The organism is Castellaniella defragrans 65Phen (assembly GCF_000612685.1).
In the GTDB taxonomy this organism is placed as follows: domain Bacteria; phylum Pseudomonadota; class Gammaproteobacteria; order Burkholderiales; family Burkholderiaceae_B; genus Castellaniella; species Castellaniella defragrans.
Map to the genome: position 1 here is coordinate 684258 of NZ_HG916765.1, position 13169 is coordinate 697426.

The 13169-nt window shown below is 67.2% G+C and carries 12 protein-coding genes; 7 read left to right on the forward strand and 5 right to left on the reverse strand.

Annotation, left to right across the window (positions count from 1 at the left end):
* Positions 1 to 21 precede the first annotated feature (21 nt).
* The 6 genes from BN940_RS03025 (at position 22) to BN940_RS03050 (ending at position 6762) form a co-directional block, all read left to right on the forward strand.
* Entirely contained in the window at positions 22 to 951 is a 930-nt protein-coding gene (locus tag BN940_RS03025; protein WP_043680021.1) for a branched-chain amino acid ABC transporter permease, read from the forward strand.
* Between the two features lie 23 nt (positions 952 to 974).
* Positions 975 to 2036: a branched-chain amino acid ABC transporter permease gene (locus BN940_RS03030; RefSeq protein ID WP_043680023.1), complete on the forward strand. Its 1062-nt coding sequence runs from the start codon at positions 975 to 977 to the stop codon at positions 2034 to 2036.
* A gap of 88 nt (positions 2037 to 2124) precedes the next feature.
* On the forward strand, positions 2125 to 3456 hold the full coding sequence (locus BN940_RS03035; protein WP_043680026.1) for an ABC transporter substrate-binding protein: 1332 nt from the start codon (positions 2125 to 2127) through the stop codon (positions 3454 to 3456).
* Between the two features lie 55 nt (positions 3457 to 3511).
* Positions 3512 to 4339, forward strand: coding sequence for an ABC transporter ATP-binding protein (locus tag BN940_RS03040; RefSeq protein ID WP_043680029.1), 828 nt, complete (start codon positions 3512 to 3514; stop codon positions 4337 to 4339).
* 14 nt (positions 4340 to 4353) lie between these two features.
* Positions 4354 to 5625, forward strand: coding sequence for a phenylacetate--CoA ligase family protein (locus BN940_RS03045; RefSeq protein WP_043680032.1), 1272 nt, complete (start codon positions 4354 to 4356; stop codon positions 5623 to 5625).
* A gap of 117 nt (positions 5626 to 5742) precedes the next feature.
* Positions 5743 to 6762, forward strand: coding sequence for an amino acid ABC transporter substrate-binding protein (locus BN940_RS03050; RefSeq protein ID WP_043680034.1), 1020 nt, complete (start codon positions 5743 to 5745; stop codon positions 6760 to 6762).
* A gap of 42 nt (positions 6763 to 6804) precedes the next feature.
* Here BN940_RS03050 and BN940_RS19490 read toward each other — a convergent pair whose 3' ends face one another.
* From BN940_RS19490 to BN940_RS03065, 3 genes are all read right to left on the reverse strand, one after another.
* Positions 6805 to 9795: a beta strand repeat-containing protein gene (locus BN940_RS19490; protein ID WP_043680037.1), complete on the reverse strand. Its 2991-nt coding sequence runs from the start codon at positions 9793 to 9795 to the stop codon at positions 6805 to 6807.
* Between the two features lie 282 nt (positions 9796 to 10077).
* Positions 10078 to 10551: a hypothetical protein gene (locus BN940_RS03060; protein WP_043680039.1), complete on the reverse strand. Its 474-nt coding sequence runs from the start codon at positions 10549 to 10551 to the stop codon at positions 10078 to 10080.
* Positions 10552 to 10769: 218 nt separating this feature from the next.
* A complete protein-coding gene (locus BN940_RS03065; protein WP_052355560.1) occupies positions 10770 to 11879 on the reverse strand; it encodes a DUF4351 domain-containing protein in 1110 nt (369 codons plus the stop codon).
* A 191-nt stretch (positions 11880 to 12070) separates the two neighbouring features.
* On the opposite strand from BN940_RS03065, the gene BN940_RS03070 reads away from it, so the two are divergent.
* Complete coding sequence (locus tag BN940_RS03070; RefSeq protein ID WP_043680041.1) at positions 12071 to 12337, forward strand: transposase domain-containing protein; 267 nt, start codon at positions 12071 to 12073, stop codon at positions 12335 to 12337.
* Positions 12338 to 12561: 224 nt separating this feature from the next.
* Here the strand turns inward: BN940_RS03070 and BN940_RS03075 are convergent, their stop codons facing one another.
* Both BN940_RS03075 and BN940_RS18265 read right to left on the reverse strand, forming a co-directional pair.
* Complete coding sequence (locus BN940_RS03075) at positions 12562 to 12846, reverse strand: HigA family addiction module antitoxin (RefSeq protein ID WP_043680044.1); 285 nt, start codon at positions 12844 to 12846, stop codon at positions 12562 to 12564.
* An 11-nt stretch (positions 12847 to 12857) separates the two neighbouring features.
* Complete coding sequence (locus BN940_RS18265) at positions 12858 to 13127, reverse strand: type II toxin-antitoxin system RelE/ParE family toxin (RefSeq protein ID WP_084330484.1); 270 nt, start codon at positions 13125 to 13127, stop codon at positions 12858 to 12860.
* Positions 13128 to 13169 lie beyond the last annotated feature (42 nt).

Genomic DNA, 13169 nt, shown 5'->3' on the forward strand with positions numbered 1-13169 from the left:
CATGCTATTCGAGGAGTCGCAATGGGATTCTTTCTGGAAACGGTGATCGGCGGCCTGATGAGCGGCATGCTCTACGCCCTGGTGGCGCTGGGCTTCGTGCTGATCTTCAAGGCGTCGGGGGTGTTCAATTTCGCCCAGGGCGCCATGGTGCTGATCGCGGCGCTCGCCATGGCCCGCCTGTCGGGCTGGATCGACGCCTGGCTGGGCGGCGCCTCGCCCGTGCTGGCCAACCTGCTGGCCTTCGCGCTGGCCGCCCTGTTCATGTGGCTGGTGGCCGTGCTGGTCGAGCGCCTGGTGCTGCGCCACCTGGTCAACCAGGAGGCCACCACGCTGCTGATGGCCACCATCGGCATCAGCTATTTCCTCGACGGCATCGGCCAGATCCTGTTCGGCAGCTCGGTGTATTCCATCGACGTCGGCATGCCCAAGGACCCGGTCATCATCATGGATGCGATGTTCGACGGCGGCGTGATGGTCAACCTGGAGGACCTCACGGCCGCCGTCGTGGCCGCCGTGCTGGTGGCGGTGCTGGCCTTCTTCTTCCAGTACACCACGGTGGGCCGGGCGCTGCGCGCCGTGGCCGACGACCACCAGGCGGCGCAGTCGGTGGGCATTCCACTCAACCGCATCTGGGTGGTGGTCTGGACCGTGGCCGGCCTGGTGGCCCTGGTCACGGGCATCGTCTGGGGCTCGAAGTTCGGCGTGCAGTTCACCCTGTCCACGGCCGCGCTGCGCGCCCTGCCGGTGGTGATCCTGGGCGGCCTGACGTCCGTGCCCGGCGCCATCGTCGGCGGCCTCATCATCGGCGTGGGCGAGAAGCTCTCCGAGGTCTACCTGGGGCCCTACGTGGGCGGCGGCATCGAGATCTGGTTCGCCTACGTGCTGTCCCTGGTGTTCCTGCTGTTCCGGCCGCAGGGCCTGTTCGGCGAAAAAATCATCGACCGCGTCTGACCGTCTGACAGGAAGCCCCGCCCATGTTCTATCGTGAAAACGGCCAGTTCAAGAGCTCCTACCGCTCGGACCAGCAGATCTTCCCGATCCGCCAGGACCGCCGGTTCATCGCCGGCCTGCTGCTGGTGGCCTTCGTCGCCGTGCCGCTGGGCGCGTCGGACTACTTCCTGCAGGCGATCCTCATCCCCTTCCTGATCCTGTCGCTGGCGGCCATCGGCCTGAACGTCCTGGTCGGCTATTGCGGCCAGATCTCCATCGGCTCGGGGGCCTTCATGGCGGTGGGCGCCTATGCCGCCTGGAACTTCGGCGTGCGCCTGGACCTGCCGCTGGTGGTCCAGATCCTGCTGGGCGGCGTGTTCGCCACCCTGGCGGGCGTGGTGTTCGGCGTGCCCAGCCTGCGCATCCGCGGCCTGTACCTGGCGGTGACGACGCTGGCGGCGCAGTTCTTCATGGACTGGGCCTTCCTGCGCATTCCCTATTTCACCAACTACTCCACCTCGGGCAACGTGTCCGTGCCGGCGCTCGAAGCCTTCGGCCTGCCGGTGACCACGCCCGCGCAGAAATACCTGTTCGTGCTGTGCTTCGTGGCGGTCATCGGCCTGCTGGCCAAGAACCTGGTGCGCGGCGCCATCGGCCGGCAGTGGATGGCGATCCGCGACATGGACGTGGCCGCCGCCGTCATCGGCATCCGGCCGGTGTACGCCAAGCTCACCGCCTTCGCCGTCAGCTCCTTCATCATCGGCGTGGCGGGCGCGCTCTGGGCCTACATCCACCTGGGCTCCTGGGAGCCCCTGGCCTTCGACCTGAACCGCTCGCTGCAGCTGCTGTTCATCATCATCATCGGCGGCCTGGGCTCCATCATCGGCAGCTTCTTCGGCGCGGCCTTCATGGTGCTGGTGCCGGTGGCGCTCACCAACGTGCCGCACTGGCTGGGCCTGGACCTGCCGGTGGACGTGGCCTCGCACATCGAACACATGGTTTTCGGCTTCCTGATCGTCTTCTTCCTGATCGCGGAGCCGCACGGTCTGGCCAGGCTGTGGAGCATCGCCAAGGAAAAACTCAGGATCTGGCCGTTCCCCCACTGAAGGACCGCGGGGGGCTTTGGGGCGGCGTTCGATCGGACCCGTTCTTTGTTGACACGATAGGTGCCACACGCACCAGGAGGAGCTACAGATGAAGCATGCATTGACGAAGACCGCCGCCGCCGCCCTGCTGGCCGCCGTCGGGCTGGCGGGCGCCGCCGGCACGGCGCAGGCCGCCGAGGAGCAGTTCGTTCCGCTGCTGGTCTACCGGACCGGCTCGTTCGCCCCGCTCGGCATTCCCTGGGCCAACGGCAAGATCGACTACCTCAAGCTCGTCAACGAGCGCGACGGCGGCGTCAACGGCGTCAAGATTTCCTACGAGGAATGCGAGACGGCCTATTCCACCGACAAGGGCGTGGAATGCTACGAGCGCCTGAAGAACAAGAACGGCGGGGCTTCCGGCTTCGACACCCAGTCCACGGGCATCACCTTCGCCGTGACCGACAAGGCGATCGTCGACGGGCAGCCCGTGGTCACCGTGGGCTACGGCCTGTCGCAGTCGGCCGACGGCCGGGTCTTCAAGTGGAACTTCCCGCTGCTGGGCACGTACTGGACGGCGGCCGACGTCATGATCCAGGACATCGCCAAGAAGCTGGGCGGCGAGGACAAGCTCAAGGGCAAGAAGATCGCCCTGATCTACCACGACTCGCCCTTCGGCAAGGAGCCCATCCCGCTGCTGCAGGAACGCGCCAAGGACAACGGCTTCGACCTGCAGCTCTATCCGGTCGCCGCGCCCGGCGTCGAGCAGAAGTCCACCTGGCTGCAGATCCGCAAGAACCGCCCCGACTACGTGATCCTCTGGAGCGCCGGGATCATGACCCCGACCGCCATCCGCGAGGCCCAGAGCGTGGGCTACCCGCGCGACAAGATGTACGGCATCTGGTGGGCCAGCTCCGAGACCGACGTCAAGGACCTGGGCGACGTCGCCAAGGGCTACAACGGCATCACCATCCAGAACAGCGCCGAGCACGGCCGGGTGCACGAGGACGTGAAAAAGTACGTCTACGACAAGGGCGAGGGCGCCGACAAGGATGGCAGCACCTTCGGCTCGCTGGCCTACACGCGCGGCATGATGATCTCCATGCTGCAGGTCGAGGCCATCCGCACCGCGCAGGAAAAGTTCGGCAAGGGCAAGCACATGACGCCCGAGCAGGTGCGCTGGGGCTACGAAAACCTGAACCTGGACCAGGCCCGCCTGGAACAGCTGGGCTTCGCCAAGCTGATGCGTCCGGTGAAGACCTCGTGCGAGAACCACATGGGCGACGACTGGGCGCGCATCATCCAGTGGGACGGCAAGAAGTTCGACGTCGTGTCCGACTGGTACCAGTCCAACCCGAAGTACGTGCAGCCGCTGGTGAAATCCCTGGGCGACAAGTACGCCGCCGAGAAGAAACTGCCGACGCGCGACTGCGCCGCCGAGTAAGCCGCGCCGGGGCCGGGTCCGGCCCGGCCCCGGACGGCTCCTGGGAGAGGAAACCATGGATAGCGCACAGGCGTCCGAACCCGCGGTGCTGTTGAACGTCAACGGCATCGAGGTCATCTACAACCACGTCATCCTGGTGCTCAAGGGCGTGTCCCTGACCGTGCCGGAAGGCAGGATCGTGGCGCTGCTGGGCGCCAACGGCGCGGGTAAGACCACCACCCTGCGGGCGATCTCCAACCTGCTGCGCGGCGAGCGCGGCGAGGTCACCAAGGGCGGGATCGAATACCGCGGGGAACGCATCGAGTCCCTGTCGCCGGCCGACCTGGTGCAGCGCGGCGTGGTCCAGGTCATGGAAGGCCGCCACTGCTTCGCCCACCTGAGCATCGAGGAAAACCTGCTCACCGGCGCCTACACGCGGCGCCTGGGGCGCGCCGATCTGGACGCCGCCCTGGAGCGGGTCTACCGCTATTTCCCGCGCCTGAAGCAGCGCCGCAAGAGCCAGGCCGGCTATACGTCCGGCGGCGAGCAGCAGATGGCCGCCATCGGCCGGGCGCTGATGGCCGACCCGCGCATGATCCTGCTCGACGAGCCCTCGATGGGCCTGGCGCCGCAGATCGTCGAGGAAATCTTCGAGATCGTGCGCGACCTGAACCAGCGCGAGGGCGTGAGCTTCCTGCTGGCCGAGCAGAACACCAACGTGGCCCTGCGCTACGCGGACTACGGCTACATCCTGGAGAACGGCCGCGTGATGATGGACGGCGCCGCCCGCGCGCTGGCCGAAAACGAGGACGTGAAGGAATTCTATCTGGGCGTCTCGGGGGCGGGCCGCACCAGCTTCCGCGACACCAAGTTCTATCGCCGGCGCAAGCGCTGGCTGGCCTGACACGGGGGAATGGCATGCAGGCATACTACGATGCGCGCGAGACCCAGCCCGCCGACGAGCGCGAGCGGCTGCTGTTCCAGCGCCTGCCCGCCGCCCTGGAGCGGGCCCGCGCGCGGGCGCCGGCCATCGCCCGGCAGCTCCAGGGCATCGATCCCGCCGCGCTGGATTCGCGCCAGGCCCTGGCGCGCGTGCCGGTGCTGCGCAAGAGCGAACTGCTGCAGCTGCAGCACGCGGCCCGCATCGCGCCGCCGGGCGCCACCGCCGACGCGGAGCGCCTGCGCGTGTTCGGCGGCTTTTCCACGATCGGCTGGGGCGAGGCGCGGCGGGTGTACGCCTCGCCGGGCCCCATCTACGAACCCGAAGGCCCGCGGCCGGACTACTGGGGCTTCGCCCGCGCCCTGCACGCGGCGGGGGTGCGCTCCGGCATGCTGGTGCACAACTGCTTCTCCTACCATTTCACCCCGGCCGGCTCCATGATGGAGACCGCCGCCCACGCGCTGGGCTGCACGGTGTTCCCCGGCGGGGTCGGGCAGACCGAGCAGCAGGTGCGCGCCATGGCCGACCTGGCGCCGCACGCCTACACCGGCACGCCCAGCTTCCTGCGCATCATCCTGGAAAAGGCCGACGAGATGGGCGTGGCGCTGCCCTCGCTGCGCCTGGCGCTGTTCTCGGGCGAGGCCTACCCGCCGTCGCTGCAGGCCTGGTTCCGGCACCGCGGCATCCAGGGCTTCCAGGCCTACGGCAGCGCCGACCTGGGCATGGTGGCCTTCGAGACCCCGGCGCGCGAAGGCCTGGTCGCCAACGAGGACCTGATCCTGGAAATCGTGCGGCCCGGCACCGGCCAGCCCGTGCCCGAGGGCGAGGTCGGCGAGCTGGTGGTCACCACCCTGCATGCGGACTACCCGCTGCTGCGCTTCGGCACCGGCGACCTGTCGGCCCTGATGCCGGGGGCCTCGCCCTGCGGCCGCACCAACCTGCGCATCCGCGGCTGGCTGGGGCGCGCCGACCAGACGACCAAGGTGCGCGGCATGTTCGTGCATCCGGAGCAGATCGCCCGCGTGCTGGACCGGCACGCGGGAATCGGGCGGGCGCGCCTGGTGGTGTCGGGCGAGGCGGGGCACGACGTCATGACCCTGCGGGTCGAGGCCGACGCCGCGCTGGATGCCGGGGCCGTGGCCGCCACGGTGCGCGAGCAGACCAAGCTGCGCGCCGTCGTCGAGATCGTGGCGGCCGGCAGCCTGCCCAACGACGGCAAGGTGATCGAGGACGTCCGGCGCTACGATTGAGCGGCGGCGTGGCTCAGTAGCAGTGGTGTGGCCAGTATTGAATCCGGGCATATCGATTCCCGGGTTCCCTCAGTTACTATGTGCGAATCCGTGTAGCAGACCGAGGGAGACTCTTCCATGCGTGGATTCAAAATGATCGCCGGCCTGGCCGTCCTGCTGGGCGCCGGCATGCCCCTGGCCCAGGCCGACACCCTGGCCGTGGTCAAGACGCGCGGGGCCGTGCAGTGCGGCGTCACCACCGGCTTCGCCGGATTCTCCGCGCCCGACGCCAAGGGCGAATGGAAGGGCCTGGACGTGGACATGTGCCGCGCCGTCGCCGCCGCCGTGCTGGGCGACGCGTCCAAGGTCAAGATCGTGCCCCTGAACGCGCAGCAGCGCTTCACCGCCCTGCAGTCGGGCGAAATCGACCTGCTGGCGCGCAACACCACGGTGACGCAGTCGCGCGACACCTCGCTGGGGGCCGTCCATGCCGCCATCAACTTCTACGACGGCCAGGGCTTCATGGTGCCCAAGTCCCTGGGCATCACGTCCGCCCGCGACCTGAACGGCGCCACGGTCTGCATGCAGACCGGCACGTCCAACGAGCAGAATATGGCCGACTGGGCGCGTGCGCACGACGTGCAGTACAAGCCCGTGGTGATCGAGCAGTTCAACGAGGTCGTCAACGCCTTCGCGGCCGGCCGCTGCGACGTGTTCACCACCGACGCCTCGGGCCTGGCCTCGATCCGCATCGCCAAGCTGTCCAAGCCCGCCGACTACGTGATCCTGCCGGAAATCATCTCCAAGGAACCCCTCGGGCCCTTCGTGCGCCAGGGCGACGACGCCTGGCTGAACGTCGTCAAATGGAGCTTCCACGCCATGGCCGGCGCCGAGGAACTGGGCATCACCACGGCCAACGTCGATGCGCAGCTGAAAAGCGCCGACCCCAACGTCCAGCGCCTGCTGGGCGTGACCGGCAGCGCGGGCAAGAACCTGGGCCTGGACGAGCAGTGGGCCTACCGCATCGTCAAGCAGGTCGGCAACTACGGCGAATCGTTCGAGCGCAACGTGGGCATGGGCAGCCCGCTGCAGATCCAGCGCGGCCTGAACGCGCTCTGGAAGGACGGCGGCCTGATCTATCCGCTGCCGATCCGCTGATCCGCACGCCCCGCCGCGGGGACGTGCGGGGAGGCCGTGCGATCAATCGGCGAGGGCACTCATGTCCAGGCCGGTGACCGAGCCCACTCCGACCAGGATCACGATCTGGGTGAACTCGCCCGCGTCCATCACCCCATTGCCGTTGCCGCCGGACGCCGCGCGGTCGTCCCAGCCCAGCACCAGCGTGTTGGTGCCATTGGAGATCGCGAAGATGAAGGCGTCGTCGGCGGCCGTGTTCGTCACGGCGGCGGCGATCCTGGCACCGGCATCGCTGAAGTTGGCGGCGGCGGTGTCGGTGATCCTGACGAGGCCGCCAAAATCGGCGGTGTCGAGATCGAATGCTGCGCTGGCCGATCCCGTGCCGATGACGTTCTGGGCGCCCAGGCTGCCCTGGATGAAGACATCATGCCTGAATAATAGTGCGTCCTTTTGGCCGCTGGCGGTATCGAAGCCCAGGACGTAGCTGGGAGTGCCGATGCGCGCCTGGAAACTGAGGGTGTCGGTTGCCGGCGCGGTTTCGGTCAGGTCGATGAAATCGCTGCCGCTGGCGATGTACACGGTGTCCGCGCCCTCGCCTGGGCGGATGAAGTCGTTGCCTTCGTCCCCGTAGATGTGATCGTTTCCGTCGCCGCCATAGATGAAATCGTCGCCGCCGCCGCCATGGATCGTATCGGCGTTGGCGTCCCCGGCGATGAAATCGCGCGCCGCGCCGCCGGTGACGGTGTTGCTGATGCTGCCGTTGGTGGCTTCCTGCCCGACATAGATGAAGTTGGTCAGGTCGCCGCCGATCAGGGTGTCGCTGCCATCGCCGCCCGAGATGAAGTTCTGCACCCCGCTGCGCCCCTGGATCACGCCGGCGCCCGTCATTCCGGCCAGCATGTCGCACATGAGGGCATAGTCGCCTTCCACGGCCGGGGCCTGGGTGTAGGCGCCCAGGCCGACTGTCGTCAACGTGCCGTTCACCGTGGCGATGATGCCATTGACGGTGTCGATGATGGCGCCGATGTTGGCGCCGCCTGATGTCTTGAGCGTGGCGGCCTGCTGCGTGCCATCACTCTTGAGCACTTCGGCGCTGCCGAAGACATTCTTGCCGGTGAAATTCAGGACTGTGTCCACTGCCGCCTGGATCTTGGCGTTCTGGTACGACGAGACGGTGGCGATGGCGTTCAGATTGTCCTGGCTGATCTTGGCGGTGACGTTGTTGCCGACATCCAGCTGGCCGATATTGGCCAGCGTAATGCTGGACAGATCGATTGTGCTGTCCGAAGTGGCGGCCAGGCGCACCGTGCTGCCGCCGTCGCCGGTGATCTTGGTGATGCCGTCGAGCTGCCCGGGCGCAAAGGTCACGTCCGAGTGCACGACGATTTCCGTGATGTTGGCCAGGCTGATGCCCGCCATGTCCACCGTGCCGTAGACATGCAGGGTGTTGACGCCGCCGCCGCCGCCGCCATCGTAGGATTCGCCGCTGGCAGCTTCGCTGGCCGTGCGGCCGTTCAGGTCGGTGCCGTCGATCTTCAGGACGCCGGCCAGCCCGGCGGGAATGTCCCCCGCCACGTATTGGCCTTCCGCCGTGATGCCGACGAGCACGAATGTATCGTCTCCAGTGCCGCCGGTGACGGTGTCCTTGCCCTCGCCGCCACGGATCAGGTTGCCGCCGGTGGATGTGGCGCTAATGGTCTGGTCGCCAGCCGAGCCGGTGATGGCCACGCCGCCGGCGCCGCTGATGACCATGCCGCTGGCCTGGGCGGCTGACAGGATGCCGGTATCGGCGGTGATTTCCAGCGCGTCCACTCCTTTGGCGGACAGATCGGCAGCGTGGTGCGTGACCTGAGCGCCGTCACCCTTGGCCTGCACGGTGGCCCCGGTGCCCTTGACGATGGTGCCTACGTCCGCGACCTGGGACACGTCCATGCTGGCCGACTTGCCGGCGGCGATTTCGAGCCGGGTCACCTGGGTCCCGACCGAAAAATTGGTCGAGATGTCTGTGTTTTCTTCGATCCGGACGGTGACGCTGGCGGCGGCGATGGAACTCAGGTCGGCGGCGGGCGTGGCGTCCAGCGCGCCGATCACCACGCCGCCCGTGCCGTCGATGGTGCGGCCGCCGGCCTGGGCCGCCGAGAGCGCCAGCGTCTGGCCGGTGCCAACGGTGATTTTGGCCAGGGTATCGAGATCGGGCGTGGTCGTCGCCGTGACGCCGCCGCGCGAGAAGGTAGCCACGTTGCCGCCATCGGTGGTGACGGTGATGTCGCCAGTCGCGGTACCGCCGAAGGTGAGCACGCCGGCCGTGTCCGTGACCGTGAAGGTGGCGGCCGGGCCGCCGCCACCGCCACCGCCGCCGCCACCGCCGCCGCCACCGCCGCCGCCGCCACTCCCGCCGCCGGAGTCGTCCTCCACGGGCTTGAAGGTGTCGGGCAGCTCGGTGCCTTCGGGCACGGAGACCGAGGGCGGGACGACCAGCAGCAGGCCTTCGGGGGGCACGAAGTCGGTGGGGATGGGGGTGTCGGCCGGGGGCGTCCAGCCTTCTGGGGGCTGGAAGTCGGGCAGGAAGGGGGCGACTTCGGCGATGCGGGCCAGGGCCTCGAGGATGTGGTCGGGGTCGGCCAGGGCGGCGTTGAAGACCGGGTCGTTGGCGAACTGGCCCAGGGTGATGCCGTTGCCCAGGTCGCGGTTTTCGTGCAGGCCGTAGGTGACCAGGTGCTGGTAGAGGTTCAGGCCCTCGACGGCGGCGAGATCGGGGTTGGCATTGGCGTAGGCGGCCAGGTCGATGAAGGGGCTGATGGTGCGCGGCTCGCTCTGGCCGTAGAGCAGGAAATGCTCGTAGGCGGAGGCGAGGCCGGCCGCGACGGCGGCGGCGACGTCGGGGTTCTGGTCCAGGTAGAAGGCGGGATCGAAGAGCGCGCTGGGTGCGCGGCTTTCGTACTGGCCGTAGGCCATGAAGTGCTGGTAGGCGGTGGTCAGGCCGGCGGCCACGGCGGCGGCGACGTCCGGGTTCTGGTCCAGATACCACTGTTCATTGAAGAGATCGACGGCCATGAGGAGTCTCCTGGGGTGCGAGGACAGGTTTCAGATTGTTTCCTGTCTTGCATTGTCCTGAACAGGAGTGCGGTTGTCAGTTCTGCAGATGGATAGGTGCATGTGTATCTATTCGCCCCTGATCCGCCTGCGCCTTTCTGTGCTCGGGCGCCCGATGGGCATGGCCGAGCCACATGGGGGCCGCATGCTCTTCATGCTTCTTTCAGGGGGCGGAGCATGCCCCGGAATGCCCGCCGGACGCGGCGGTCTGCGCGCATCTGCAAGGCAATGTGGCAGCCGAGGTCAGGTTCTTTTCCGGTATACCAGGCTGATGCGGGCGAAGGCCGCCTGCAGTTCCGGCGTGCCGGCCTGGAAGATCACCGGCCGGCCCTTCTGCACGAAGCAGACCAGCTTCTTCGAGGCGAACAGCGGGATGAACTTGGTGGACTGGATCTCGGTCCAGGGCACTTCGCGGCGCGTGATCCAGGACTGGCGGATGCCCCAGTCGGAGATTTCCGTGACCGAGGTCCACATGTGGACGCTCATCCAGATCAGGGCGGCAAAGCACACCACGATGCTGGCGACGACCGCCATGGGCAGCGCCCGGTCGGGCGAGAGCTGTAGGACCATGGCCAGGCGCACGGCGATCAGGGCCATGATGATCCAGGCGATGACGGCGATCCAGCGCGGCCAGGCGCGCCCGCGCAGCGGCAGCGGGGCGATCTGCGCCAGCAGGGCGCGGTGTTCTTCTTCGGAGGGGCGGTACAGGGCGAGCATGGACGCTATTCTACCCAGGCTGGCGGGGCAGGCTGACCCTGGGATTGGGTGGTCGCCTCTTTGGTGACCTCAAGCACAGCATCGCGTAGTGTCGTTGTCATTACAGCGTGTCTGCGCGAGCATCCAGGCGCGGCACGCGCAGACAGTTGTGGTTCCCGCGACCACAGCGTTCAACATGATGGCTGGTGATTCGCCAGAGAACGCCGGTTCGGGTCGCGTCAGTCGCGGAACACGTCGTCCAGCGTTGCGGCGTCCAGGATGTTCAATGACCAGGTTTCCAGATCGTCCATGCCGGCCGAGCGGATGCGTTGCGTGACTTCTGCGTCTGCAGGGCCGAAGCGGCGTTCGATCTGACGCAGCAGCAGATCGGCCTGGCCCTTGACCCGGCCTTGCTCCAGACCCTGTTCCAGGCCTTGTTCCAGACCCTGCTCCAGGCCTCTTTGGGTATACAGCCGTTCGGCAATCGTCACATAGCTCATCTTGCGCTCCTGTTCCAGGCGTTCCACCGCCGCCAGGTACTCCGGCTCCTGCGCCGCAGGCAGCCGCAGCATCCATTCGATCAGCCGCAGCAGCGGCTGGATCTGGTCATGGCCATAGCCGTACCCGTACAGCATCCGCACCAGCGACACCGCAGGTCCTACCCGCCGCGCCCCGGCCCGATACCGCACGGCCTGCAGCTGCGCCATGACCACCACCGCAAACGGGTTCGTGCGCGCCAGCGATTCCAGCTCGTTCCAGCGGGCCAGCCACTGGGCCAAGTGTACGACGGGAAAGGAAAAACACACACCCTGGCCGAGGAATTCCCGCCGGCATTCCAGGCGGTCCGGGCCCGAGCGGCTGGCCACCAGGATGCACAGGCTGAACAGGGCCGGAGGCACACGCCCGGCCCGAGCGCTCAGGCCCTCGTGCCTGATCTCGATGCGCGTCCGGTAGCGGTACATGCGCTGCGCGATCCGGGCAAGCGCCCGGGGGCCCGTGCCCCCGCCCTGCACCTCGACGTGGACCAGGATCCAGGCATCGGCACCGGCCCGATGGCGCACCCGCACCAGCTTGTCGGCGTGCAGCCGCCCATGGCCGGGCGGACCATCCGGCACGCCCAGGGCCTGCAGTTCCTTGTCCAGGAACTGCGGCGCGACCGACCAGTCGACGGCCTGGTGCAGTCCGGGGGCCAGCAGTTCGAGGGCCTGCCGGAAGAAGATTTCCAGCGCCTCCTTCCAGGGACTGTCGTGGTCGTCGGCCGGGGTGGCCGCGGCAGCACCTGCACCGGTACCGGCAGCCGGGTCGGCGGCGGCAGAAGCAGCCGAGCCAGCAGCGGCGCCGGCGGCCACAGACGCAGGAGCGGCAGCGGCAGACGCAGGAGTGGCTGCGGCAACAGCAGGCGCAGCATCGTTCCGATCGGGCATGGCGGGCTTCCGGATGCGGGAAGTCTCATTCTGCGCATGCCCCCACCGCCTCGCCAGACTGGGAAGTACGAACGGATGAAAGCGTCACGGGGGCGCATCGAAAGGGTGAGACCACGATGCAGGTGTTGAAGGAGGCGGGCAAGTCCGCCGATTCCAAGTCGTACATGTGGGAGCAGACGGGCGGGCCGCCCGGGCAGTCGGTGGTGATCTACGACTACGTGGTGGAGACGGCCAAGGCCAATGGTCGCGAGCCGTATACATGGCTGCGCAAGGTGCTGCGTGAACTGCCCCGCGCCAGCGCGGCGGAAGCGGATGAAGCGCTGTTGCCCTGGAATCTGCATCCCGAGACTTTAGCGCTGGAGTCCGTCGGCGCGGAAGAATGAGGTCGTGGAGCGTTTACTTTTGCGCGGAAACTTATCGCAGAGGCATCGAAGGGCGGGAAGCGGGTGGAACGGGTGATGCCGGTTGGACGAGGGGCTGCTGGCACGAGCGCGGGGATGAACCTACCGAGCGGCTTCGTCCCGGCGCACTGAGCATCCTTTTGTTTCTTTGTTTCCACGACGGGACTTGCGTTTCAAGACGGTATCCGACCCCGGCAACTTTTCAATCAAGCTGTCCGCTGCAGCGGCTGAACCTTGGGTTTGGGCTTGCGGCTGCTCTGCCACAAGTCCCATTGCATCTGATTGGCCAGCCACGATTCGGGGCTGGTGCGCGTCAGCAGGCCGATGCGGATCGCCATATCCGCCGACATCGCGGAGCGTCCGTTGAGCACGCGGGACAGCATGACGCGAGAAACGCCGAGGCGTTGCGCGGTCTCGGTCACACTCATGCCCGGCGGCAGGAACTCGCGCAGCACTTCGCCGGGATGCGCTGGGTTGTGCATACGAGTCATCGCCATGTTCCTCAGTGATAGTCCTGATAATCGACCAGCTCGGCATCTTCGCCGTCGAACCGGAACGTCAGTCGCCAATTTCCATTCACCCATACCGACCAATGGCCATTCGAGAGCAGGTGTAGCTTCCAGCCTGGCGCATCCATGTCTTCCGGCCGTCTGGAAACGTCCAAACGCGTCAACATGATGCGCAGCCTGTTGGTGTGATGCGCCTGAATCCCGGCCTTCGAGCCCATCCTGAAAAAACGCTCAAGACCTTTGTGCCGGAAACTCTTGATCATGGCGTATTGTATAACGTGATTTTACAGTCTGCAACCGCACAT

Coding starts and splice junctions, on each gene's coding strand:
- BN940_RS03040 (WP_043680029.1), top strand. CDS start 3,512: ATGGATAGCGCACAGGCGTCCGAACCCGCGGTGCTGTTGAACGTCAAC.
- BN940_RS19490 (WP_043680037.1), bottom strand. CDS start 9,795: ATGGCCGTCGATCTCTTCAATGAACAGTGGTATCTGGACCAGAACCCG.
- BN940_RS03050 (WP_043680034.1), top strand. CDS start 5,743: ATGCGTGGATTCAAAATGATCGCCGGCCTGGCCGTCCTGCTGGGCGCC.
- BN940_RS18265 (WP_084330484.1), bottom strand. CDS start 13,127: ATGATCAAGAGTTTCCGGCACAAAGGTCTTGAGCGTTTTTTCAGGATG.
- BN940_RS03045 (WP_043680032.1), top strand. CDS start 4,354: ATGCAGGCATACTACGATGCGCGCGAGACCCAGCCCGCCGACGAGCGC.
- BN940_RS03025 (WP_043680021.1), top strand. CDS start 22: ATGGGATTCTTTCTGGAAACGGTGATCGGCGGCCTGATGAGCGGCATG.
- BN940_RS03060 (WP_043680039.1), bottom strand. CDS start 10,551: ATGCTCGCCCTGTACCGCCCCTCCGAAGAAGAACACCGCGCCCTGCTG.
- BN940_RS03030 (WP_043680023.1), top strand. CDS start 975: ATGTTCTATCGTGAAAACGGCCAGTTCAAGAGCTCCTACCGCTCGGAC.
- BN940_RS03070 (WP_043680041.1), top strand. CDS start 12,071: ATGCAGGTGTTGAAGGAGGCGGGCAAGTCCGCCGATTCCAAGTCGTAC.
- BN940_RS03075 (WP_043680044.1), bottom strand. CDS start 12,846: ATGACTCGTATGCACAACCCAGCGCATCCCGGCGAAGTGCTGCGCGAG.
- BN940_RS03035 (WP_043680026.1), top strand. CDS start 2,125: ATGAAGCATGCATTGACGAAGACCGCCGCCGCCGCCCTGCTGGCCGCC.